The following is a 21,606-nucleotide window of genomic DNA, read 5'->3' on the forward strand; positions in this document are numbered from 1 at the left end:
TGCTCCGCCCCGCGCGACCAGCCTGGCGAGAACCTCTCGTTCCCCCGAGAAGCCTTCTCGGGGGAACGAGCCTTTATCGGGTAACCCGATAAAGGGGAGGTGGGTGAGGTTCACCGGGGGGAGAGGGTGGCCTCGCCCACGTCGACGCCGACGTCCACGACGTTCTCGGCCTGCGGGTCGTCGCCGAGGGTGTTGGTCAGCGACCCGGTCTCCGTGCCGGCGGTCACCCGGTAGTCGGCCTCGCCGGGCAGGGTGACCGAGGCGTCGCCGACGTCGGTGCGCACCGTGGTGCGTCGGGGCGGCTCGGCCGCGTCGACGGTGGCGCTGCCGACACCGACCTGCACCGAGATCTCCTCGGAGGTCGCCTCCAGCACCTCCACCTCGCCGACCTCGAGGTCGACGTCGAGGTCTCCGCTGATCTCGCTGGCCCGTACGGAGCCGACGTCGCCGCGGAGCTCGATCTGCGTGCCGGCCGGCACGGCGATCTGCCAGTCGGTGTTGCACTTCCCGAAGGTAGGACCGTCGCAGCTGCCGCGCAGGGTGGTCGTGCCGTCGGTGCTGCTCGTGGAGACCTCGGGCCGCTGCAGCCCCCAGGTCTCGGTGACCTGGACCTCCGGCTCGGCGCCGACCTCGGCCTCGCGGACGACGACCTCGCCGACCGAGTTGTCGACGACCAGCCGGGTCATCTCGGCCGGCACCTCGAGGGGTCGGCTCTCGGAGCGTTCCAGCGCGGAGCCCAGCAGGCTGATCGACCCGCCGAGGGCGAGCACCAGCGTGATGATTCCGGCCACGGTGCGGATGAGTGCGGTCATGGGTCAGTCCTCCTGCTCGAGCCAGCGGAGCACGGCCAGCACCCGACGGTGGTCACCCTCGGTCGGGGGCAGGTCGAGCTTGGTGAAGATGGAGCTCACGTGCTTCTCCACGGCCCCGTCGGAGACGTAGAGGGTCTGGGCGATGGCGCCGTTGGTGCGTCCCTGGGCCATGAGGTCGAGCACCTCGCGCTCGCGGGGAGACAGGCTGGCCAGCGGGTCGGAGTGCCGCGCCCGGGTCAGCAGCTGGGTGACCACCTCGGGGTCGAGGACGGTCCCGCCGCCGTGCACCTCGCGCAGCGCGGCGAGGAAGTCGTTGGTGTCGGCGACCCGGTCCTTGAGCAGGTAGCCGACCCCCGTGCTGCGCGAGGCGACGAGCTCGGTGGCGTACTGCTCCTCGACGTACTGGCTGAGCACCATCACCGCGGTCTCCGGGTGCTGCTCGCGCACGACGAGCGCGGCCCGGATGCCCTCGGAGGTGAAGGTGGGCGGCATCCGCACGTCGACGACGACGAGGTCGGGCTCGTGCTCGGCCACCGACCGCAGGAAGGTCTCCGCGTCGGGGCAGGCGTCCGCCACCGTGAAGCCGGCGGACCCGAGGAGCCGGACCAGCCCGTCGCGCAGCAGCACGGAGTCCTCGGCGATGACCACGGTCGGGTCCTGGGTCTGGGTCTGGGGCGTGGAGGTGGTCATCACTGGCTCCGTCCGGGTCGCAGGTAACGGGTGGCGAGGGGGTCGTTCGGCTCGGGTCGGGAGCCGGCCAGCAACGGCTGGGTGGCTCCGGGCGTGGCCGGCCCGGGGGGTCCGAAGGGGGGAGCGCCGCCCGCTTCGCCGGACCGGGGTCCGGTGCCGGCCGGGGCCTCAGGCCGCGCTCCGGTCGGAGGCTGCGACCCGGTCGGAGGCTGCGACCCGGCCGGAGCCTGCGGTCCGCGGGGGCCGGGGCGTCGGGTCTCGTTCTCGCGCAGCGGGAGCCGGGCCGCGAGCGTGGTGGGTCCGCCCTCGGGGGAGGAGACCCGCAGGTCGCCGTCGATGGAGCCCACCCGCTGACGCAGCCCGGTGAGCCCGGTGCCGAGCATCGGGTCGGCGCCGCCGCGGCCGTCGTCGGTGACGGTCACCGCCAGCTGCTGGCCGCGCGGACCGCGGGTGACCCCGACGTCCACGGTGGCCCGGTCGGCCCCGGAGTGCTTGGCGACGTTGGTCAGCGCCTCGCTGACGACGAAGTAGGCGATCGCCTCGACCGTCGGGTCGACCCGGCCGACGTCGCGGACGTCGACGTCCACCGGCACCGGGGAGCGGGCGGCCAGCGCCGACAGCGCCGCGTCCAGGCCCCGGTCGGAGAGCACCGGCGGGACGATGCCGCGAGCCACGTGACGCATCTCGACGATCGCCTCCTTCGCCGAGGTGTGCGCCTCGTCGACGAGCTCGGCCGCGGTGTCCGGGTCGGTGCGGATCGCCTCCTTCGCCATGCCGAGGCTCATCGCGATCGCCACCAGGCGCTGCTGCGGCCCGTCGTGCAGGTCGCGCTCGATCCGGCGGCGCTCGGCCTCGACCGAGTCGACGGTCTCGGCGCGGCTCTCGGTGAGGGTGTCCACCCGGGCGGCGAGCTCGCGCACCTGCTGGGCCTCGCTGCGGCCCAGCAGCCACCGGGCGAGGGTGACGTCGACCATCGTGGTCACCGCGGCCAGCGCCGGGAGCGCGAGCAGCGTGATCAGCGCCAGCAGCCACAGGGTGATCAGGGCGGGTGCGCCGTCGACGGTGAACGCCCACAGCAGGGTGATCCCGTCGTCCGGGATGTTCCCGGCGTAGAGCGGCATGGCGAGGATGAGCAGGCAGTGCGCCAGGACCGCGAGCGCGACCGCGCCGGTGGCCGCGCCCCAGAAGGTGTGCAGCACGAGGTAGCCTACGGACTTCCAGCTGTGCGCGTCGAGGAAGAGCCGCTTCCACAGCGGCTGGCCCGCCTGGCTGGCCGGCGGGTGGATCGTCTGGCCGGTCAGCGCGGCGACCCGGTGGCGCTCGGCGTGCCCGAGGACGCCGCACAGCCACAGCGTCGGCACGAGCATGACGATGCCGATGCCGGCGGCCGGGATGGACGAGATCGAGGCGACGACCAGCGACCAGCCGACGACGGCGATCGCCGCGGTGAAGATGCTCGTGACCAGCAGCGTCAGGCTGCACCAGCCGAGCAGCCACCGGGTCACCAGCGAACGGCTGGGCCGCGCGTCGGCGTCCTGCCCGGCGGCTGGTCCGGTGCGCGGCTCAGCGGCGCCTGTCTGGGGAAGGACCTGTGTGCTCATGGCTCAACCGTAGGGAGCGGCGGTGCCGACCGGCAGCACGGCGAGCACCCGAGCCGAAGGGGGGATATCCCCACCCGCGGATGTGCCGGCCGACCCCGCCTCCGCCCCTACGACGCGGGCTACCACGCAGGAAGTGTCGTGATCGCAGCACTTCCTGCGTGGTAGCCCGGTGGGTAGGTGGGTGCTCGGGGTCGGCGGAGGCGTCGCGTCGGCGGATCTGGGGACTGCGGACCGGCGAGCGGCACCGTTAGCGTCGCGGAGCGACAACATCGGGGCGAAGGGGGAGCCGTCATGAGCAGGGTCGGCAGGGGTGGTCCCGGCGGAGGACGGACCATGGCGGCGGCCACGGCCGTGCTGCTGCTCGTCGGCTGCGCGGGCGAACCCGAGCAGGAGGCAGCATCGTCGGCGCAGGCGGCCTCGTCGCCGGCCTCGGCCTCGACCGGGCCGTCCGAGACGTCGCCGTCCACCTCGTCGAGCAGCAGGCGGACGACCACGACGACGGTCACCGCGACGCCGGGGGCGGAGGGCCCGACGGTGTCGGAACCTTCCTCCTCGACGTCGTCGGCGAGCACGTCGCTCTCGGCGCCCGACGACCCGGCGCCCGACGACCCGGCGGCAGCCGAGAGCGCGTCGACCGGGAGCGGGGACGTACCCACCCTCGGCCTTCCGGACATGGGCGGTGACATCTACGGGACGGACGGCTTCGGGGTGGCCCGTCCGTCGACGGTCTACTACGGCGGCACCTCCTCGGGCATGGTGCAGGAGATCACGTGGTCGACCTGGGGCGGCGAGACGGCGTCGGGGACCGGCACCGGCTTCTACACCGCGCCCGGCGACATCGGCGCAGAGTCCACGGCCGAGACCGCGGAGATCCTCGCCTACGACCTGACGACGTGCGACGGGCAGCCGGCCTACCGGCACGTCGTCTGGTGGTTCCCCGACCAGGGCCAGACGTACGAGAGCGTCATGGCCCAGCGCGGCGGCGACGACGGGTACGACCTCTGCGACGCGTGACCGCGGGTCGTGCGGCGGGTCGAGCGAGCGGGGTCGCGTCAGCGGGTGGAGCGAGCGGGGGGTCGCGTCGTCTGATCGCGTCAGCGCCGTCGTGTCGGCAGCGTGAGTCGGCGGGTGCCTGCTCAGGCGTAGCGCCGGGCGATCTGCACGGCCTGGCTGACGTAGCCGCCGCCGAAGAGCACCGCGTGCAGCATCACCGGGTGCAGCTGGTGCAGGCCGACCCGCTCGGGCCAGCCGTCGGCCAGCGGCGCGGCCTCGTCGTAGGCGCCGATGATCCGGGCGGTGTGCGGCCCCTGGAAGAGCAGCAGCATGGCCAGGTCGGTCTCGGCGTGCCCGCCGTGCGCCGCCGGGTCGATGAGCACCGCCCCGTCGCGGGTCCACAGCACGTTGCCGGACCACAGGTCGCCGTGGATCCGGGCCGGCGGGCGCCCGTCGTCGTGCTCGCCGGCGTGCAGGCGCTGTGCCACCGCCTCGAAGGGAGCGGTCTCGTCCGCCCACAGCCCGCGCTCGCGTCCCATCCGCAGGGTGTGCAGGATGCGCTGCTCGGCGTAGAAGGCGCCCCACGTCGGGGTCGGCTGCAGCGGCAGCGGCAGCGGCTCGTCGGCCGGGCCGAGGTAGCCGTGGCTGGGCCAGCGGTCCGGGGCGGAGCCGAAGGCGGCGGCTCCCGCGGCGTGGGTCCGGGCCAGCGCCCGACCGAGCTCGTCGGCCTGGACGTTGGTCGGCGGCGCCGGGGCGTAGCGGCGCAGGTCGAGGTGGTCGAGGTCGACGTCGAGCACCTCGGCGACCCGCGCGCCGCCGTCCGGCTCGGCCTCGGCGAGCCAGAGCAGCCCGGCGGCCTCCCACGAGGCGTAGCCGCGGGGCGCCGCGGAGGTGTCCTTGCGGAAGACGTCGTCGCTCACGGACCGCCACGATATCCGGCACGTCGGGTCCGTCTGCCGCCCGCACACGGGTACTCGGACTGCCCGCTCCATCACCCTGTCTTCGCTAGTATCAGACAGAGCCTAGATAGCGCCAGAAGGAGCCATCGACCCTCGCCCTTCACGTCGTGACCCCCTCGCTCGGTCGGCGGGAACTCTCCCGGAACTGCCCGGGCAAATTACGCACCCCTCCCGCAACTGCCCGGGCAATTCACGCACCCCTCCCGCAACTGCCCGGGCTAATCACGCACCCCTCCCGCAACTACCCGGGCAAACTACGCACTGGGCCCGCAACTGCCCGGGCAATTCACGCACTGGGCACGCAACTGCCCGGGCAAATCACGCACCCCTCCCGCAACTGCCCGGGCAAATTACGCGCTGGGCCCGCAACTGCCCGGGCAAACGTCGTCAGGGGGTCGTGTCTCCCGCCCGAGAGCTGTGCGTAGGAGGTCTCTCGTCTCGGCCCGCCACTCCTTCGACGCGCCGGTGGTGGCGTGGATCACCCCGGCACGGGAGCATGGGGGCATGACGGACGATCGCGCGCGGATGACGAACGACCCGGTCGACTGCTGGCTGACCGACATGGACGGCGTGCTCGTGCACGAGAACCATGCGCTGCCCGGCGCCTCGGACTTCATCACGGCGCTGCTGGAGAACGGCCAGCGCTTCCAGGTGCTGACGAACAACTCGATCTACACCCCGCGCGACCTGCGCGCCCGGTTGCTCGCTGGCGGCATCGACGTGCCGGAGCAGAACATCTGGACCTCGGCGCTGGCCACCGCGGAGTTCCTGCGCACCCAGCGCGACGGCGGCTCGGCCTACGTCATCGGCGAGGCCGGGCTGACCACCGCGCTGCACGACGTCGGCTACGTGCTCACCGACCGCGACCCGGACTACGTCGTCGTCGGGGAGACCCGCACCTACTCCTTCGAGGCGATCACCAAGGCGATCCGACTGGTCGAAGGGGGAGCCCGCCTCATCGCCACGAACCCCGACCCGACGGGCCCGTCGCAGGAGGGACCGCTGCCGGCGACCGGCGCGGTGGCCGCGCTCATCACCAAGGCGATCAACGTCGAGCCGTACTTCGTCGGCAAGCCGAACCCGTTGATGATGCGTAGCGCGCTGAACCGGATCGACGCGCACTCGGAGTACACGGTGATGATCGGCGACCGGATGGACACCGACATCGTCAGCGGTCTCGAGGCGGGGCTGCGCACGATCCTCGTGCTCACCGGCTCGACCCGCGAGGACCAGGTGGACCGCTACCCCTTCCGCCCGACCCGGGTGTGCGAGTCGATCGCCGAGGTGGTGCCGCTGGTCGCCGAGCTCTCCGCCGGCAGCCAGGCGGCCCCCGGCCTCGACTGACCGAGCCCGGTCCGCAACCTCCCGGGCTGACGCGCGCACCGGCTCGGGCATCTCCCGGGCAGTTGCGGGGTCACCCACGTGCGAGACCCCGCCCTGCGCGTCGCGGGGCGGGGTGCGACGCGCAGGACGGGGCCGTCAGGGGACCTGGCTCGGGGGGCCAGGGGCCTGGCCGGTGCGTGACCGGACCAGGGCCTGGCCCGGCGCGGAGACCGGGCCAGGGGCGGGAAGGCGCGAAGGCGCCGGATCAGGTCAGGCGTCCTTGAGGATCTCCTGCGCCGCACGCTCGGACAGCTGCGCCACCGGGGCCCAGATGAAGCTCCCCGGGATCTCCCGGAAGGCCGACGCGTCGACCACCCGCAGCCCGGTGGTGCCACGCACCCGGTGCTTGGGGTCGAGCACGGCCGCCGGGTCGTTGCTCGCGCCGATCGGGTTGGTGCACGAGCCGTGGTGGCCGAACTGCTCCTTGCGGATGTAGCTGTCCAGGTCGGCGTTCGGCCCGGGCGCGATCTCCTCGTAGCGGATCTTCGAGCGACGGTTGATCCGGCGAGCGGTCTCGATGTCCTCCTTCACCGCGCCGACGTCGTAAGCGCCACCGCGCCCGTCGTCGAAGGAGCGCTTGTTGATCGCCGGGGGTGGCGGTCGGGTCGGCGCTGCGCAGCCGCACGGTCCCGGTCCGGCTCTGGCTGTAGGCCTTGACCGTGATCCAGGTGAACTTGTTGCTCGGCTTGCCCAGCGAGACGTCCACCCAGTCGGGCCGGAAGTTGTAGAACTCGCCGAGCACACCCAGCAGCGCGATCTCCGCCCGGCGCGGCCCCTTGCTGTAGCGGCGCCGGATGAAGAAGGGGGCACCGTTGCTGCCGTCGACGGAGAACTTGTTGAGCTTCTCCCACTTCGCCACGCCGGGGTCGTCCTCGGCGCCGGTGAGGTCGTAGTCGTCCAGGGCGCTGAAGGCGGTGTCCGTCTCGATCACCGTGGTCGCCTCGTGCCGGTCCTGGAAGTTGGTGCCGACCGCCGGCAGGTCCACCTTCGGCTCGATGCCGACCGAGCGAAGGTGGCTGGCCGGCCCGATCCCGGAGAGCATGAGCAGCTGCGGGGAGTTGAAGCAGCCGCCGGCGAGGATGACCTCCTTGCGGGCGCGGATGGTGCGGCGCCGGCTGGCGCGCTGGCTCTCGGTGAGGCTGGGTGCGTCCGGGCTGGCCTGGTAGAGGTGGTGCCCGGCGAGGTAGGTGACCCCGACGGCGCGCTGCTGCCCGCCGGGGGTGCGCTCGAGCAGCACCTTCTCGGCGAGGGCGTCGGTGACCACCGTCAGGCCGGAGTTCGCCCTCGGCGGCGGAGAGCAGCCGCTCGCGGGGGCTGACCCGGGTGGCGCGGCGCGAGCTCTGCGGGGTGATGTAGAAGCCCTGCCCTCCGGTCCGGGTGTTGAGCCAGCCATTCGGGTCGGTGCCGACGCGGCGGCCGCCGCCCCACGGGATGGTCCAGTCGTCCTTGAGCGCGGCGATGGTCATGGCGTCGATCTTGAGGTCGGCCAGGGCGCGCGCCGGCAGGATCTGCTCGACCGGCTGCCAGTCCAGGACCGACTGTCAGTGCTCCCACATCCGGTCCGGGTGGAAGGTGCGGTCGCCGGTCGCGTCCTGCAGGCTGCGCCAGTCGTCCGGCGAGGCGTTGATCGTCACCATCGCGTGGTGGGTGGTGCAGCCGCCGATGGTCGCCGAGCGCGGGTAGAGCACACCGTCCTGCTCCGGGACGAACTGCTCGCCGTGCTTGCTGGCGTCGCTGTAGTGGCGGATGTAGTAGTCCCAGCGCACCTGCGGGTCGCTGACCGTGCGCGGCCACAGCGCCGGGATCTTGTAGTAGGTCTGGTTGCCGTGCGCCGGGCCGGCCTCGAGCACGGCCACGGTGAAGCCCGCTTCGGCGAGACGCGCGGCGACTGGCGAGCCGCCCGGGCCGGAGCCGACGACGACGTAGTCGACCTCGTCGGGCTCGTCCGCGTTGGCGGCCGAGGCGACGCCCGGGTGCAGCAGCGTCGCTGCCCCGGCGCCCGCCAGGCCGGAGAGCACATGGCGACGACTTGGAATGGTGTTCATGCTACCGAAGAGTAATTTACCGACAGGTAGCGAGCCAGTGACTTGGTGAACTCGACGTCGATCTCGTTCGGCCGAACTAGTTCGGGGTGCGCCGTTGGAAGCGGGTAGGGGTATGCGGCCGCTTCGTCAGGGGGTGGTGCCCACCTGCTCGATGGCGTCGGCGTCGCTGGGCGAGGAGACCCGCGCGCCTGCGCTGCCACGACCCTTGCTCCGGGGGGTGGCCCCGCCGCCGTCGCTGGCGCTCTTGCCGTCGCCGGCGATCGCGGTGGCGACGGCGTCGGTGACGTCGGAGTGGAAGACGCTGGGGATGATGAAGCTCGCGTTGAGCTCCTCGTCGGTGACCACGCCGGCGATGGCGTCGGCGGCCCGGATGAGCATCTCGATCGTCACGTCCTCGGCGTCGGCGTCGAGCAGCCCGCGGAAGACCCCGGGGAAGGCGAGCACGTTGTTGATCTGGTTGGGGTAGTCGGAGCGCCCGGAGGCGACGACCGCGGCGAAGGGGGCGGCCTCGCCGGGGTCGATCTCAGGGTCGGGGTTGGCGAGCGCGAAGACGATCGGGTTCTCGGCCATGTCGTCGCGGATCCAGTCGGCCTTGAGGATGCCGGGCGCGGAGACCCCGATGAAGACGTCCGCGCCGTCGAGCCCGGCCTGCAGGTCGCCGCGCACCTGGCGGGGGTTCGTCCAGGTGGCGAGCTCCGCCTTCGCCGGGGGCAGGCTGTCGTCGTCACGCGAGAGGCAGCCCTCGCGGTCGTACATGACGACGTCCTGCGCGCCGGCGGCCATGAGCAGGGTGACGATGGCGGTGCCGGCAGCACCCGCCCCGGAGACGACGATCCGGGCGGTGCTGAGGTCCTTGTCGACGACCCGGAGGGCGTTGCGCAGGGCGGCGAGCACGACGATGGCGGTGCCGTGCTGGTCGTCGTGGAAGACCGGGATGTCCAGGCTCTCGCGCAGCCGACGCTCGATCTCGAAGCACTGCGGGGCGGCGATGTCCTCGAGGTTGATCCCGCCGAAGCCGGGGGCGATGAGCTCGACGGCGCGGACGATCTCGTCGGGGTCCTGGCTGGCGAGGCAGATCGGCCAGGCGTCGATGTCGGCGAACCGCTTGAAGAGAGCAGCCTTGCCCTCCATGACCGGCATGGCGGCCTCGGGGCCGATGTTGCCGAGGCCGAGGACGGCGGACCCGTCGGTGACGACCGCGACGGTGTTGCCCTTGATGGTCAGGCGACGGGCGTCCTCGGGCTGCTCGGCGATGGCCGAGCTGACCCGCCCCACGCCGGGGGTGTAGGCCATGGAGAGGTCGTCGCGGGTGCGCAACGGGACCTTGGAGCGGACCTCGATCTTGCCGCCGAGGTGCAGCAGGAAGGTGCGGTCGGAGACCTTGTGCACCTTGACGCCCTCGACCTGCTCGACGGCGGCGACGAGCTCGTCGGAGTGTGCCGAGTCGAAGCCGGAGCAGGTGACGTCGACGACCAGCCGGTCGTGGCGGGAGTCGGCGACGTCGATGGCGGTGACGATGCCGCCCTGCTCGGCGATCTTCGTGGCTACCTGACCGACGACCGCGTGGTCGGGGCTGGTGTGCAGGCGGACGGTGATCGAGTACGACGACGGCGTGGCAGCGGGGGACATGTGACCAGGGTCTCACTGCTCGGCTCGTCGCGTGACCTCGGCTGGCCGGTCACCTGCGATGCGTGAGGCCTACCGCAGCTTGCGCGTGGAGATGGAGCGAAGGCGACCAGGCGTGTGGCGGAGACGACCAGGCGTGAAGGGCGGAGCACGACTCGACGTGAAGGGCGGAGCGTCGCGGCGCTGCCGCGATGGTCCTAGATGGTCGAGCCTCAGGTGCGGGTGGAGCTGACCGTGGTGCTCGCCGTCGGTCAGCGTCAAGGCGAGGGCGGCGCTGAGGTGAGCATGACGCTGGAGTGAGGGCGGCCCTGCGGTGAGCTCGTCGCTGGGGTGAGGGCGGCACCGAGGTCAGACGGTGCTGATCACGCGGTGTCACCGTCGGTCGCGGACGAGGGTGAGCCGTCGTCGAGGACCGTCACGGCTGATCTGTGCGTGGTAGCCGCGGTCGAGCAGGCGGTGGTGGTGCCCGCAGAGGGGGACCGCGTTGTCGAGGTCGGTGCGGCCGCCGGACCGCCACGCGGCGAGGTGATGGATCTCGGACCAGGCGAAGGGCACGTCGCAGCCGCCGATCGCGCAGGTGTCGTACCTGGTCGCCAGGGCGGCGCGCTGGGTCGAGGTGAAGAAGCGGGTCTGACGGCCGAGGTCGAGCGGCTGCCCGTCGGTGCCGAGGACGGCGGGGATGATCCCGGCCGCGCACGCCAGCTGTCGCAGCTGCCCGGCGGAGACAGGGTGACCGGTGTCGCTGGCTCCGACCCTGGGGCCGCCGGACCGCGTCCCGTTCGACCCTGGTGCCTGCAAGTTCGGCACGCTCGACTCCGCACCTGGTGAGCCTGACCCGGTCGCGCCTCGCTGCGGGGTGCTCGGGCCGCTCTGGCCGGTGCCGGCGGCGCCCTTCTGCAGGTCGTGCAGGCGGGTGGTGACGACGAGGGTGGCGGCGGTCTTCTCGTGCAGGTGGTCGGTCGGCAGATGGGTGAGCAGGGTGGCGAGGTCCTGGCCCTGGCGACGCATCCGAGCCAGGCGACGGTCCTTCCAGGTCATCGACGGGTCGTACCAGGAGGGCTCGGCGCCGTCGTTCGCCCCCGAAGAGGCACGCCCTGTGCTTCCGTCGACCCCTCTGCGCCCGTCGACCCCGGTGCTTCTGTCGCAGTCATTGCCGCTGTCTCGTGCCGGTGTGCGCCGGCGTGGGGAGGACATCGCGTCGAGGACCTTCTTCAGCACCAGCCCGGGGACGGTGGGCACGGTGAACTGCCCGAACATCGTGCCGTCGTCGTTGTCCTTGATCCAGAACGAGCACCGTTCCCACGCGGCGTCCTCCTCGCGGGTGACGACGGTGCTCTCGTGGGTGTCGGCCGCGGCGGTGTCGCCGGTGACTCGTTCCAGCACGCGCGCGGCCAGGCGTCGTAGATCCCGCGGCGCGCGCCCCCTGGCCAGGCGCACCAGCTCGACCTCGCACCGCGCTCGGACCTCGGCGCCGGTCCCGTCCGGCAGGTCACCCATGACCCCGGTGATGACGTCGACCTGCTCCGGCGAGAGATCGCCCGCCAGCTGTGCCCGTGCCACGAGTGACAGGCCGGCCCGCGGTGACGTCGCCGCCTCGGCAGGGTCCGTGTCGGACGGACCGCTCGGGCCGGTCGGCCCTCCAGCGCCCTCTCCACCGACACCCGATCCGTCAGACGCCGGTCCGTCCGGCGCCGATCCACCGGCCATGTCACCGCCCACCTCTGTCGTATCGCTCAGATCCGTCCCGAGGAGGCCCTCGCCGAGGGCCTCCACCCGTCGCGCCTGGCGGTGCGCCGTGCGCGGGTCAGTGCCGGTCACCCCAGCCACCCACGCTGCCGGGGTCCGCGCCCCACCTGCTTCGTCGGCGCGGGCGGCGCTGGCGATCGCGGCACCCTTGTCACGCAACGCCTGCGTCCGGTTGACCAGCCGCGTCAGCTCCCGCAGCACTGCTGCCAGGTCGTGCGAGGTGACCCCGCGAGCGCGTGCCAGCGCGTCGAGCTCGTGGTCGAGCAGGTCCAGCCCCGCGTGCAGCTGACCGCAGACCCCGCCGGCGCACCGGTCGACACCGGAGGTGGCTGCCTCCGGGGTCTGCACGAGCGTGTCGCCTGCCATGAACCGAACATACGTGCGACCACCGACAGCGTCAGCCCACCTTCTGGTGCTGTGGACCGTCGGTGTCTCGTCGCCACGCATGTGCACTGTCACGGCCCGCGCGGCGCCCAGGTTGAGACGATCAGTCGGTGATCCCGCTGGCCACCGCCCGGCTCCGGCTGCGCCCCTTCGACATGGGCGACGTCGACGCGATCCTGGCCATCCACCAGAGCCAGCAGCTGCGTCGGTTCATCCCGACCCAGGTGCTCGAGGACGAGTCCGAGGTCCCGGCGCGGGTCGCCCGCTTCGCCCGCTTCGACGACGACCCGACCCTCGGCATCGTCGCCCTCGAACGACTCGGAGACGGCTGCGTCGTCGGCCTCGTCATGGCCCAGCCGATCCCCGCGTCGGAAGGCGTCGCCCTGAACGACGTCGAGATCGGGTGGCGCGCGCACCCCGAGCACAGCGGGCAGGGATACATCACCGAGGGGGCGAGAGCGGTCCTTCACCACCTGCTCGGCTCCGGCCTGCCGCGGGTCGTCGCCGTGACAAGTCCCGACAACCACGCCTCCCAGGCCGTGTGCGAGCGCATCGGGATGCGCCCTGCCGGGACCACCACGGACTACTACGACACGTCGACCATCCTCTTCGTCGCCGAGGCAGAGCCCAGCGACACGTCAAGGCTGTGAGCCAGCCGCGCATCACGCCGATGCCTTCCTATCCGGTGCTATTGCTCCTGCACTAGACATGAGGAGAGTCTGGTACCGAACCCGCTGGCGCGGAGTCGTGCATCGCGCGGTCATCGCCTCCCTCAGGTCGTCGACCACACCCCGAGCTCGTTGCCTGCCGGGTCGTGGAAGTGGAAGCGGCGCCCGCCCGGGAACTCGTAGGGCCCGTCGGTCACCGTGCCGCCCGCCTGGCGAACCGCCTCCACCGACGCGTCGAGGTCGTCGGACCACAGCAGGACGAGCGGTCCGTCCGTCGAAGGCGGGCTCTGGGTGGTGATGCCGCCGGCCTCGCCGGGTGCCCCGAGCCGCTGGAAGCCGGCGTACGTCGGCCCCTAGTCGGTGAAGGTCCAGCCGAAGGCGCTCTCGTAGAAGGTCTTGGCCGCGTCGAGGTCGGTCGCGCCGAGCTCGACGTAGTCGATCGCGTGATGAGTGTGCTCTGTCATGCGCCGACCCTGGCACCGACCACCGACAGCGCCCCTCCGCGCCAGCGACAGCCCCTCCGAGAGTGGCGGCAGCCCGAACGCCTCACCGCGGCAGCCCCGCCGTCAGCCGCGGCAGCGCCTTCTCCACCGGACCGGGCAGCACCCCGCCGAAGGGGGTGACCACCACCGGGTCGCTCGCGGCCCTCTTCCCCTTCGCCCGCTGCCACGTGCCGAGCGCTCGCCCGGCGCGGATCACGGTCGGTCGGAAGACCCCGTTCTTGCCCGGCACGACGTGCTCGCGCTCCTGCGCGTCGGTCATCACCGCGGAGCGGTCGCCGTAGCCGAGGACGATCTCGTCGAAGCCCGGCAGCAGCAGCGGCGCGCTCGTCGCCCGCTTCCGCGAGCCGTACGCCTCCAGCACCAGCGGATCCACCCAGTGCCGGGCGCCGCCGACCTTGATGCTGGTCAGCTCGGCGGTCGCCGTCTCCAGCACCGGGGCGATGTCGCGGCGCAGCAGCTTGCTCCACCAGAGGAACTCCTTGTCGGTCACCGGCCCGTGGCTGCGCAGGTAGCGCGCGCACCACCGCGCGACCGCCTCCTCGCGTGCCAGCGGCGTCTGCGGCGGCAGCCACCGCTCGCTGAGCACGAACCGCTGCTCCACCGACCCGCCCTCGGTGACCCACGTCGGTCCGAGGCAGAGGATCTGGGAGAGCGCGAGGTGGAAGATGAGGTGGTACCCGCGACCGGAGTCCACCGGCAGCTCGGCCTCCTCCCACACGGCGAGCAGCCCGGCGCGGGTCAGCCCCTCGGCGGGGATCGTCGCCCCGGCCAGCGCCTCGGCACGACCCAGGTGCTCATCGGTGAGCCCCAGCTCGGCGCGTCGCCGCGCCGTGGCCTGCTGGGTCGCCGCGCCCATGAGGTCGAGCATCCAGCCGAGGTCCTCCGCGGCGACGACGAAGAGGGTCCCGCGCATCGGCCAGGAGCGCACGATCTCGCCGGCGTCGTAGGCGGCGTGCACCTCGGCCAGCGAGCGCCGGGAGGTGCGCAGCGCCACCGACGTCGTCGACCCCGGCCAGTCCTGCCCCTGCGTGCACGTCAGGTGACGCACCACGTCGACCGGTCTCGCACCGGCGTCCGCCTGACCGGACCCCGCCGCGCCTGCCGCCTCGAGGGAGACCAGCCGCTGGGAGAGCAGCCGCATCCGGGCGACGTCGTCGAGGCTCCAGCGGGTCATGCCCCGACGCTAGCCCTCACCACCGACAGCTCAGTCCGCCGACACCTCGGACCGGTCCCCCGACCACAGCGTGTGGAAGACCCCGTCCCGGTCGGTGCGCCGGTACGTGTGTGCGCCGAAGAAGTCCCGCTGCCCCTGGATCAGCGCCGTGGGCAGCTGCTCGGCGCGCAGCCCGTCGTAGTAGGCCAGGCTCGAGGAGAAGCCCGGCGCCGGGATGCCCGCCTGCGCCGCGGTCACCACCACCCGCCGCCACGCCTCCTGGGCCTCGCCGAGCGCCTGCCGGAAGTACGGCGCCAGCAGCAGCGCGGACAGGTCCGGGTCGTCGGCGTAGGCCTCGGTGATCCGCCCGAGGAACTGGGCGCGGATGATGCAGCCGGCCCGCCAGATCTTCGCGACGTCCCCCTTCGCGATGTCCCAGCCGTGCTCGGCCGCCCCGGCGGCGATCTCGTCGAAGCCCTGCGAGTAGGCGACGATCTTCGAGGCGAAGAGGGCCTGCCGCACGTCCTCGACGAAGGTCTCCGGGTCGTCGACGGTCCACTCCTGGGAGGGGCCGGGCAGCCCGCGGGCGGCCTCCCGCTGACCCAGCCGCGAGGACAGCGAGCGGGCGAAGACGGCCTCGGCGATCCCGGAGACCGGCACGCCCAGGTCCAGCGCGGTCTGCACGGTCCAGGCACCGGTCCCCTTCGCGCCGGCCGCGTCGAGGATGACGTCGACGAGCGGCTCGCCGGTGGCCTCGTCGGTCTGCCGCAGCACCTCGGCGGTGATCTCGATGAGGTAGGAGGCCAGCTCGCCGGAGTTCCACTCCTGGAAGACGTCGGCGATCTCCGCCGGGCTCTTGCCGGTGCCGCGGCGGATGAGGTCGTAGGCCTCGGCGATGAGCTGCATGTCGGCGTACTCGATGCCGTTGTGCACCATCTTCACGAAGTGGCCGGCGCCGTCGGTGCCGACGTGGGTCACGCAGGGCTCGTCCTCGGCGACGGCCGCGATCGAGGCGAGGATCGGGCCGAGCGTCTCGTAGGACTCGGCGGGGCCGCCGGGCATGAGCGAGGGCCCGTTGAGGGCGCCCTCCTCGCCGCCGGAGATGCCGCAGCCGACGAAGTGGATGCCGGTGTCGCGGATCGCGGCCTCGCGGCGGATGGTGTCGGTGAAGAGGGCGTTGCCGCCGTCGACGATGATGTCGCCCGGCTCGAAGACCTCGGTGAGCTCGTCGATGACGGCGTCGGTGGCCGCCCCGGCCTTGACCATGATGATCGCCGTGCGCGGTCGCTGCAGGCTGTCGGCAAGCTCCTGAACGGTGGTGGTCCGCACGAAGCCGGCCTCGGGGTGCTCGGCGATCAGCTCGTCGGTCTTGGCGGTGGTGCGGTTGTAGACGGCGACCGTGTTGCCCTCGCGGCTGGCGAGGTTGCGGGCGAGGTTGCTGCCCATGACGGCGAGTCCGACGACGCCGATGGTGGCGGTGGCCTGAGGCATGCGGGGTCCTTTCGCGGTGGCCTCTCCAGGCTAGGACCGTTCACGAGGGGCAGCCAGGCGAGCCGCGGTCCCATTGCCGGAACCTCCCGGACACCGCCGGGGAGTAGGTTCGCCGGCATGAGGCTCGACGACTTCCCCCGGCACCCGCTCACCTTCGGCCCCAGCCCGGTGCACCACCTGAAGCGGCTCACCGACCACCTCGGCGGGGCGCAGGTGTGGGCCAAGCGGGAGGACGTCAGCAGCGGGCTCGCCTTCGGCGGCAACAAGACCCGCAAGCTCGAGTACATCGTCCCGGACGTGCTGGCGAAGGGGGCCGACACCCTCGTCTCCATCGGCGGCTACCAGTCCAACCACACCCGCCAGGTCGCCGCCGTCGCCGCCCACCTCGGGCTGGGCTGCCGGCTGGTGCAGGAGAAGTGGGTGCCGTGGGACGACCCGACCAACGACCAGGTCGGCAACATCCTGCTCTCGCGGATGATGGGCGCCGACAGCCGGCTCGACCCGGCCGGCTTCGACATCGGGATCCGGGACTCGTGGAAGGACGCCATCCGCGAGGTCGAGGAGGCCGGCGGGGTGCCCTACCCGATCCCGGCCGGGGCGAGCGAGCACCGGCTCGGGGGACTGGGTTTCGCGCGATGGGCCTTCGAGGTGGCCGAGCAGGAGCAGCAGCTCGGCGTCACCTTCGACACCATCGTCGTGTGCACGGTGACCGGCTCGACGCACGCCGGGATGATCGCCGGCTTCGCGGCGCTGGAGGAGGTCACCGGGGTGCGGCGCCGGGTCATCGGCATCGACGCCTCGGCGACGATCGACAAGACCCGCGACCAGGTGGCCCGGATCGCCCGGCACACCGCCGAGCTCATCGAGCTCGGACGCGACGTGCGGGACGAGGAGATCGAGGTGCTCGAGGGGTGGGCCGGCGACCTCTACGGCATCCCGGTGGACTCGACGATGGCGGCGATGGCGGCCGGCGCGCAGCTGGAGGCGATGATCACCGACCCGGTCTACGAGGGGAAGTCGCTCGCCGGGCTGATGGACCTGGTGCGCTCGCGGGAGATCCCCGCGGACTCGACGGTCCTCTACGCGCACCTCGGCGGGCAGCCGGCGATCAACGCGTACCACGGGTTGTGGGACCCGGCCTGAGGCTGTCGGGCAGTCACCATGAGCGAGATCCTGCTGTTCCACCACGTGCAAGGCCTGACCAAGGGGTTGCGCGCGCTCGCCGACGCGCTCAGGGCGGACGGGCACACCGTGCACACTCCGGACGTCTTCGACGGGGAGACCTACGACTCGATCGAAGAGGGCTTCGCGGCGCTGGAGTCGCGTGGAGGCCCGGAGGCGATGATGGCGATGGCCGACGAGCTCGTGGCCACGCTGCCCGACGAGCTGGTCTACATCGGCATCTCCCTCGGGGTCATGCCGGCGCAGCGGCTCGCGCAGACCCGCCCCGGCGCCGAGGGCGCGGTCCTCATCGCGGCCTGCGTGCCCACCGAGGCGTTCGGCGGCGCGGAGCTCGGCAGCGAGGAGCCCGGGCCAGGTTGGCCCGCGGGCGTCCCGGTGCAGGTCCACGGCACCGAGCGAGATCCCTTCTTCGCCGGCGAAGGGGACATCGACGCGGCCCGTGACCTCGTCGCTGCCACGAGCGACGGTGAGCTCTTCATCTATCCCGGTGACGGGCACCTCTTCGTCGACTCCTCGCTGCCGGACCACGACGCGGCGGCTACCGCGCTCGTCGTCGAGCGGGTGCGGGGCCTGCTGGCGCGTCTCTGAGGCTGGCTCCTCGTCGCTGCCCAGTTGGAGGGTGGCGGGACGATCTCGCTGACCGGGTCCGGTGCAGGCATGTCAGCGTCGGCCGGTGGGGTCGCAGTAGTCGTCGGAGGCTTCGTAGGCGGCGATGTCGTCGGCCCACTGCTGCTCGGTGTAGTCGTGCTTGACGGGGTGCCAGTCGGGGATGAGGTGCCAGGGCCGGGGGTGTCGGCGCAGCTCCTTGATCCAGGAGTCGCGCAGAGGCTCCTCACCGTCAGCGAAGGGGACGTGCTCGTCGTAGTTGAAGGTGAAGTGGTAGGCGCCGTCGGCGTTGATGGTGCAGGTGAAGGAGAACCACGTGCCAGTGCCCCGTTGGTACATCGCGTCCTGCAGATCGAGATCCTCGCGCGTCAGCCCATCGACGAGCAGGCTCTCGTCGCCGTCAAGCCGCCGAGCCCACGCCATGGAGGATCCAACGCCGGCGACTGCCATAGCCGTCATGTCGATGCTCTGCCAGCCGGGGGTCGCAGCGTCGACGCACGCCTGAGCGATGGCGGACTGGAGCTGCGGGACCCGCTGCGGGTTGGCGTCGGGCGGCATGTCAGCGGCTGCCGGTGGGGTCGCGGTAGTCGTGGGAGGCTTCGTAGGCGGCGATGTCGTCGGCCCACTTCTGCACGGTGTCGCCCCGCGTGACGGAGCTCCACGTCGCCACCGCCGTGGCCCCGGTCGTCGTGTTCGTGCGTGTCGCCATGGCGGCCCCCTGTCGGTCGCGTGCTGCGTCCTCAGCAGGCTAGGCCAGGTCCGTGCTCCCTTCCACCGGAACGGAGCACGTCACCCACAGCGCTGACCAGCTCAGCGCACGAGGCAGGGCCGCTTCGGGTCGAACTCCCACCCCGGGACGAGGTACTGCATCGCTGCGGCGTCGTCGCGGGCGCCGAGCCCGTGCTCGAGGTAGAGCGCGTGCGCCTCGGCGAGCCGGTCGCGGTCGAGCGTCACCCCGAGCCCCGGTGCGCTGGGCACCTCGATCGCGCCGTCGCGGATCTGCAGCGGGTCGGTCGTCAGGCCCTGACCGTCCTGCCAGATCCAGTGCGTGTCCAGCGCGGTGATCTCGCCCGGCGCAGCCGCGCCGACGTGGGTGAACATCGCCAGCGAGACGTCGAAGTGGTTGTTGGAGTGCGAGCCCCAGGTGAGACCGAAGTCGTGGCACAGCTGGGCCACGCGCACCGAGCCGGCCATCGTCCAGAAGTGCGGGTCGGCCAGCGGGATGTCGACGGCGTGGCTGCTCACCGCGTGCGCCATCTGGCGCCAGTCGGTGGCGATCATGTTCGTCGCGGTCCGCAGCCCGGTCGCCCGCTTGAACTCGGCCATGACCTCCCGGCCGGAGTAGCCCCCTTCGGCCCCGCAGGGATCCTCGGCGTAGGCGAGCACGTCGCCGGCGTCGCGGAGCAGCCGGACCGCGTCGTCGAGCAGCCAGCCTCCGTTGGGGTCCAACGTGATCCGCGCGTCGGGGAAGCGCTCGTGCAGCGCGGTGACCGCGGCGACCTCCTGCTCGCCCGGCAGAACGCCACCCTTGAGCTTGAAGTCGGCGAAGCCGTACCGGGCCTGGGCGGCCTCGGCGAGACGGACGACCGCCTCGGGCGTCATCGCCTCCTCGCGGCGCACCCGTTCCCAGCCGTCGGCGCCGCCGTCCCCACCGCGCTCCCGCAGGTAGGGCAGGTCGGTCGCGTCCGGGTCGCCGACGTAGAAGAGGTAGCCGAGCATCGGCACGTGGCTGCGCTGCTGCCCGTCACCGAGCAGCTCGGTGACGGGCACGCCGAGCTGCTGCCCGGCGAGGTCGAGCAGCGCCGACTCGATCGCGGTCACCGCGTGCACGGTGGTGCGCAGGTCGAAGGTCTGCAGCCCGCGCCCCCCGGAGTCCCGGTCGGCGAAGGCGGCCGCCACCTCCCGCAGCAGGGAGCGGTAGCGGACCACCGGCTCGCCGACGAGGATCTGCGCGGCGTCCTCGATGGTCGTCTGGATGGCGGCGCCGCCGGGCACCTCACCGACACCTTCGCGGCCGTCGGAGTCGGTGACGATGGCGATGTTGCGGGTGAAGAAGGGGCCGTGCGCGCCGCTGAGGTTGAGCAGCATCGAGTCGTGCCCGGCGACCGGGACGACCTGCACGCTGACGATCGTCGGCGTCGCCAGCGACGCCGGGGCCGGGGCTGCGGCGGGCTGGGTCATCGCTCCAGCTCGCCGTCGACGCGGCGGGTCAGGCCCCACGGGTTGTCGTCGCGGATCGCCTCGGGCAGCAGGGCGCTCGGCAGGTCCTGGTAGGCGACCGGCCGCTGGAAGCGCTCGATGGCCAGCGACCCGACGGAGGTGCTGCGGCTGTCCGAGGTGGCCGGGTAGGGGCCGCCGTGGACCATCGCGTGCCCGACCTCGACCCCGGTCGGCCAGCCGCCGACGAGGATCCGCCCGACGCGGGACTCCAGGGCGGGCAGCAGCGCGCGGGCGGCGTCGAGGTCGGCCTCGGCGTCCTCGTCGAGGTGCAGGGTCGCGGTGAGCTGGCCCTCCATCCCGGCGAGGTGGCGCAGCAGGTCGTCGGTGGAGGAGTAGCGGACGACGACCCCCGCGGCGCCGAAGACCTCGTCGGTGACGACCGGGCTGTCGGTGCCGGCCGCGGCGGCCAGCTGCGGGGCCGGGGCGTCGTCGCCGTCGCCGGGGCTGCCGGTGGCGAGCACCTCGACGTCGGCGGCGGACTGCTGGCGGGCGGTGCCCTCGGCGTAGGCGTCGGCGATGCCGGAGGTGAGCATCCGGGTGCCGGTGGAGGCGGCGACCGCCTCGGCGGCGGCGCGGAGGAAGGCATCGCCCCCTTCGCCGGTGGGCAGGAAGAGCAGGCCCGGGTTGGTGCAGAACTGGCCGGAGCCGAGGGTGAGCGAGCCGACGTAGGCCTCGGCCAGCGCGGCGGGGTCGCTGGTGAGGGCGCCGGGGAGGATCACGACCGGGTTGATCGAGGACATCTCGGCGTAGACCGGGATCGGCACCTCGCGCTCCGCGGCGCTGCGGGCCAGGGCGAGCCCGGCCCCGCGGGAGCCGGTGAAGCCGACCGCGGTGATCCGCGGGTCCTGGACGAGGGACTGGCCGAGGTCGATCTCGCTGGTGCCGCTGTCGCCGGCGAGGAGGAAGGAGAAGACCCCGGCGGGCAGGCCGGCGTCGGCGACGGCGCGGCTGACGGCGCGGGCGACGAGGTAGCCGGTAACCGGGTGGGCCGGGTGGCCCTTGACGACGACCGGGCAGCCGGCGGCCAGCGCGGAGGCGGTGTCGCCGCCGGCGGTGGAGAAGGCGAGGGGGAAGTTGCTCGCGCCGAAGACGGCGACCGGGCCGAGCGGCACCTGCCGCTGGCGGATGTCGGCGCGGGGGAGCGGGGTGCGCTCGGGCATCGCCGGGTCGATGCGCACGCCGAGGTGGTCGCCCTGGCGGACGACCGCGGCGAACATCCGCAGCTGTCCGGTGGTGCGCCCGACCTCTCCGGCGATCCGCGCCTCGGGCAGGTGCGACTCGGCGACGGCCGCGGCGGCGATGGCGTCACGGTCGGCCTCGATGGCGTCGGCGACCGCGTCGAGGAAGGCGCCGCGCTCGGTGGGAGTGGTGGCGCGGTAGGTGGCGAAGGCCTCCTGCGCGGCGGTGGTCGCGGCGGCGACGTCGGGGGTGCCCCCGTCGTCACCGGCGATGATCGAGCGGGGCTGGGTGGTCTGGGCGTCCGTGGTCATGGGGTCCTCTCAGCGGTCGCGGGGGTGGGCGCGGTGCGGCGGTCGTCTCGAGGG

At 72.7% G+C, this 21,606-nt stretch carries 21 protein-coding genes and 1 pseudogene; 5 read left to right on the forward strand and 17 right to left on the reverse strand.

Annotation, left to right across the window (positions count from 1 at the left end; genetic code table 11):
- Nucleotides 1-110 precede the first annotated feature (110 nt).
- The 3 genes from BJY28_RS05800 to BJY28_RS05810 are packed head-to-tail and all read right to left on the reverse strand — an operon-like array spanning nucleotide 111 to nucleotide 3,103.
- Nucleotides 111-812 (reverse strand): DUF4097 family beta strand repeat-containing protein, encoded by a 702-nt coding sequence (locus BJY28_RS05800; protein WP_179462159.1) that lies wholly within the window; start codon nucleotides 810-812, stop codon nucleotides 111-113.
- A 3-nt stretch (nucleotides 813-815) separates the two neighbouring features.
- Entirely contained in the window at nucleotides 816-1,502 is a 687-nt protein-coding gene (locus BJY28_RS05805) for a response regulator (RefSeq protein WP_179462160.1), read from the reverse strand.
- Nucleotides 1,502-3,103, reverse strand: coding sequence for a sensor histidine kinase (locus BJY28_RS05810; RefSeq protein WP_179462161.1), 1,602 nt, complete (start codon nucleotides 3,101-3,103; stop codon nucleotides 1,502-1,504). Before BJY28_RS05810 ends, BJY28_RS05805 begins: the two co-directional genes overlap by 1 nt.
- 333 nt (nucleotides 3,104-3,436) lie before the next feature.
- On the opposite strand from BJY28_RS05810, the gene BJY28_RS05815 reads away from it, so the two are divergent.
- A complete protein-coding gene (locus BJY28_RS05815) occupies nucleotides 3,437-4,117 on the forward strand; it encodes a hypothetical protein (protein ID WP_179462162.1) in 681 nt (226 codons plus the stop codon).
- Between the two features lie 122 nt (nucleotides 4,118-4,239).
- Here BJY28_RS05815 and BJY28_RS05820 read toward each other — a convergent pair whose 3' ends face one another.
- A complete protein-coding gene (locus tag BJY28_RS05820; protein WP_343036985.1) occupies nucleotides 4,240-5,016 on the reverse strand; it encodes a fructosamine kinase family protein in 777 nt (258 codons plus the stop codon).
- 543 nt (nucleotides 5,017-5,559) lie between these two features.
- On the opposite strand from BJY28_RS05820, the gene BJY28_RS05825 reads away from it, so the two are divergent.
- Entirely contained in the window at nucleotides 5,560-6,399 is an 840-nt protein-coding gene (locus BJY28_RS05825) for an HAD-IIA family hydrolase (protein WP_425485698.1), read from the forward strand.
- Between the two features lie 249 nt (nucleotides 6,400-6,648).
- On the opposite strand, the gene BJY28_RS17020 is transcribed toward BJY28_RS05825, so the two are convergent.
- The 5 genes and pseudogenes from BJY28_RS17020 to BJY28_RS05850 all read right to left on the reverse strand — a co-directional run bounded on the left by BJY28_RS17020 (nucleotide 6,649) and on the right by BJY28_RS05850 (nucleotide 12,221).
- A complete protein-coding gene (locus BJY28_RS17020) occupies nucleotides 6,649-7,248 on the reverse strand; it encodes a GMC oxidoreductase (RefSeq protein ID WP_179463975.1) in 600 nt (199 codons plus the stop codon).
- A gap of 148 nt (nucleotides 7,249-7,396) precedes the next feature.
- A pseudogene (locus BJY28_RS17025) lies at nucleotides 7,397-7,831 on the reverse strand (GMC family oxidoreductase N-terminal domain-containing protein); the annotation flags it as partial.
- 148 nt (nucleotides 7,832-7,979) lie between these two features.
- Entirely contained in the window at nucleotides 7,980-8,483 is a 504-nt protein-coding gene (locus tag BJY28_RS05840; protein ID WP_179462164.1) for an NAD(P)-binding protein, read from the reverse strand.
- Between the two features lie 126 nt (nucleotides 8,484-8,609).
- On the reverse strand, nucleotides 8,610-10,112 hold the full coding sequence (locus BJY28_RS05845; RefSeq protein ID WP_179462165.1) for an NAD-dependent malic enzyme: 1,503 nt from the start codon (nucleotides 10,110-10,112) through the stop codon (nucleotides 8,610-8,612).
- A gap of 369 nt (nucleotides 10,113-10,481) precedes the next feature.
- A complete protein-coding gene (locus tag BJY28_RS05850) occupies nucleotides 10,482-12,221 on the reverse strand; it encodes an HNH endonuclease signature motif containing protein (protein WP_179462166.1) in 1,740 nt (579 codons plus the stop codon).
- Nucleotides 12,222-12,349: 128 nt separating this feature from the next.
- Between BJY28_RS05850 and BJY28_RS05855 the strand changes: the two genes are divergently transcribed.
- Nucleotides 12,350-12,889 carry a GNAT family N-acetyltransferase gene (locus tag BJY28_RS05855; protein WP_179462167.1) on the forward strand — a complete coding sequence of 180 codons (540 nt, stop codon included), beginning with the start codon at nucleotides 12,350-12,352 and terminating at the stop codon, nucleotides 12,887-12,889.
- A 122-nt stretch (nucleotides 12,890-13,011) separates the two neighbouring features.
- On the opposite strand, the gene BJY28_RS16785 is transcribed toward BJY28_RS05855, so the two are convergent.
- From BJY28_RS16785 to gndA, 4 genes are all read right to left on the reverse strand, one after another.
- Nucleotides 13,012-13,206 carry a VOC family protein gene (locus BJY28_RS16785; protein WP_343037161.1) on the reverse strand — a complete coding sequence of 65 codons (195 nt, stop codon included), beginning with the start codon at nucleotides 13,204-13,206 and terminating at the stop codon, nucleotides 13,012-13,014.
- Nucleotides 13,207-13,260: 54 nt separating this feature from the next.
- Complete coding sequence (locus BJY28_RS16790) at nucleotides 13,261-13,371, reverse strand: VOC family protein (protein WP_343036987.1); 111 nt, start codon at nucleotides 13,369-13,371, stop codon at nucleotides 13,261-13,263.
- 82 nt (nucleotides 13,372-13,453) lie between these two features.
- Nucleotides 13,454-14,584, reverse strand: a complete 1,131-nt coding sequence (locus tag BJY28_RS05865) for a winged helix DNA-binding domain-containing protein (RefSeq protein ID WP_179462168.1) — start codon at nucleotides 14,582-14,584, stop codon at nucleotides 13,454-13,456.
- 30 nt (nucleotides 14,585-14,614) lie between these two features.
- Entirely contained in the window at nucleotides 14,615-16,054 is a 1,440-nt protein-coding gene (gndA, locus tag BJY28_RS05870; protein WP_179462169.1) for an NADP-dependent phosphogluconate dehydrogenase, read from the reverse strand.
- A 117-nt stretch (nucleotides 16,055-16,171) separates the two neighbouring features.
- On the opposite strand from gndA, the gene BJY28_RS05875 reads away from it, so the two are divergent.
- Both BJY28_RS05875 and BJY28_RS05880 read left to right on the forward strand, forming a co-directional pair.
- Nucleotides 16,172-17,197: a 1-aminocyclopropane-1-carboxylate deaminase gene (locus tag BJY28_RS05875; protein ID WP_179462170.1), complete on the forward strand. Its 1,026-nt coding sequence runs from the start codon at nucleotides 16,172-16,174 to the stop codon at nucleotides 17,195-17,197.
- An 18-nt stretch (nucleotides 17,198-17,215) separates the two neighbouring features.
- Entirely contained in the window at nucleotides 17,216-17,824 is a 609-nt protein-coding gene (locus BJY28_RS05880; protein WP_179462171.1) for a dienelactone hydrolase family protein, read from the forward strand.
- A 72-nt stretch (nucleotides 17,825-17,896) separates the two neighbouring features.
- Here the strand turns inward: BJY28_RS05880 and BJY28_RS05885 are convergent, their stop codons facing one another.
- The 4 genes from BJY28_RS05885 to BJY28_RS05900 form a co-directional block, all read right to left on the reverse strand.
- A complete protein-coding gene (locus BJY28_RS05885; protein WP_179462172.1) occupies nucleotides 17,897-18,265 on the reverse strand; it encodes a hypothetical protein in 369 nt (122 codons plus the stop codon).
- Nucleotides 18,266-18,401: 136 nt separating this feature from the next.
- Entirely contained in the window at nucleotides 18,402-18,551 is a 150-nt protein-coding gene (locus BJY28_RS05890) for a hypothetical protein (protein WP_179462173.1), read from the reverse strand.
- A gap of 101 nt (nucleotides 18,552-18,652) precedes the next feature.
- The gene (locus BJY28_RS05895; protein WP_179462174.1) at nucleotides 18,653-20,023 is read right to left on the reverse strand and encodes an enolase C-terminal domain-like protein; all 1,371 of its coding nucleotides are present in this window, start codon (nucleotides 20,021-20,023) and stop codon (nucleotides 18,653-18,655) included.
- Nucleotides 20,020-21,552 carry an aldehyde dehydrogenase (NADP(+)) gene (locus tag BJY28_RS05900; RefSeq protein WP_179462175.1) on the reverse strand — a complete coding sequence of 511 codons (1,533 nt, stop codon included), beginning with the start codon at nucleotides 21,550-21,552 and terminating at the stop codon, nucleotides 20,020-20,022. Before BJY28_RS05900 ends, BJY28_RS05895 begins: the two co-directional genes overlap by 4 nt.
- Nucleotides 21,553-21,606: the final 54 nt, after the last annotated feature.

It is taken from the genome of Janibacter alkaliphilus, assembly GCF_013408565.1.
GTDB lineage: Bacteria > Actinomycetota > Actinomycetes > Actinomycetales > Dermatophilaceae > Janibacter > Janibacter alkaliphilus.

What these genes read in the sequence shown, in the direction of transcription:
- BJY28_RS05800 (WP_179462159.1), bottom strand. Translation starts at nt 812, where the DNA reads ATGACCGCACTCATCCGCACCGTGGCCGGAATCATCACGCTGGTGCTC.
- BJY28_RS05850 (WP_179462166.1), bottom strand. Translation starts at nt 12,221, where the DNA reads ATGGCAGGCGACACGCTCGTGCAGACCCCGGAGGCAGCCACCTCCGGT.
- BJY28_RS05810 (WP_179462161.1), bottom strand. Translation starts at nt 3,103, where the DNA reads ATGAGCACACAGGTCCTTCCCCAGACAGGCGCCGCTGAGCCGCGCACC.
- BJY28_RS05840 (WP_179462164.1), bottom strand. Translation starts at nt 8,483, where the DNA reads ATGAACACCATTCCAAGTCGTCGCCATGTGCTCTCCGGCCTGGCGGGC.
- BJY28_RS16790 (WP_343036987.1), bottom strand. Translation starts at nt 13,371, where the DNA reads ATGACAGAGCACACTCATCACGCGATCGACTACGTCGAGCTCGGCGCG.
- BJY28_RS05900 (WP_179462175.1), bottom strand. Translation starts at nt 21,552, where the DNA reads ATGACCACGGACGCCCAGACCACCCAGCCCCGCTCGATCATCGCCGGT.
- BJY28_RS05875 (WP_179462170.1), top strand. Translation starts at nt 16,172, where the DNA reads ATGAGGCTCGACGACTTCCCCCGGCACCCGCTCACCTTCGGCCCCAGC.
- BJY28_RS05865 (WP_179462168.1), bottom strand. Translation starts at nt 14,584, where the DNA reads ATGACCCGCTGGAGCCTCGACGACGTCGCCCGGATGCGGCTGCTCTCC.
- BJY28_RS05895 (WP_179462174.1), bottom strand. Translation starts at nt 20,023, where the DNA reads ATGACCCAGCCCGCCGCAGCCCCGGCCCCGGCGTCGCTGGCGACGCCG.
- gndA (WP_179462169.1), bottom strand. Translation starts at nt 16,054, where the DNA reads ATGCCTCAGGCCACCGCCACCATCGGCGTCGTCGGACTCGCCGTCATG.
- BJY28_RS05815 (WP_179462162.1), top strand. Translation starts at nt 3,437, where the DNA reads ATGGCGGCGGCCACGGCCGTGCTGCTGCTCGTCGGCTGCGCGGGCGAA.
- BJY28_RS05825 (WP_425485698.1), top strand. Translation starts at nt 5,560, where the DNA reads ATGACGGACGATCGCGCGCGGATGACGAACGACCCGGTCGACTGCTGG.
- BJY28_RS05845 (WP_179462165.1), bottom strand. Translation starts at nt 10,112, where the DNA reads ATGTCCCCCGCTGCCACGCCGTCGTCGTACTCGATCACCGTCCGCCTG.
- BJY28_RS05885 (WP_179462172.1), bottom strand. Translation starts at nt 18,265, where the DNA reads ATGGCGTGGGCTCGGCGGCTTGACGGCGACGAGAGCCTGCTCGTCGAT.
- BJY28_RS05880 (WP_179462171.1), top strand. Translation starts at nt 17,216, where the DNA reads ATGAGCGAGATCCTGCTGTTCCACCACGTGCAAGGCCTGACCAAGGGG.
- BJY28_RS05805 (WP_179462160.1), bottom strand. Translation starts at nt 1,502, where the DNA reads ATGACCACCTCCACGCCCCAGACCCAGACCCAGGACCCGACCGTGGTC.
- BJY28_RS05890 (WP_179462173.1), bottom strand. Translation starts at nt 18,551, where the DNA reads ATGGCGACACGCACGAACACGACGACCGGGGCCACGGCGGTGGCGACG.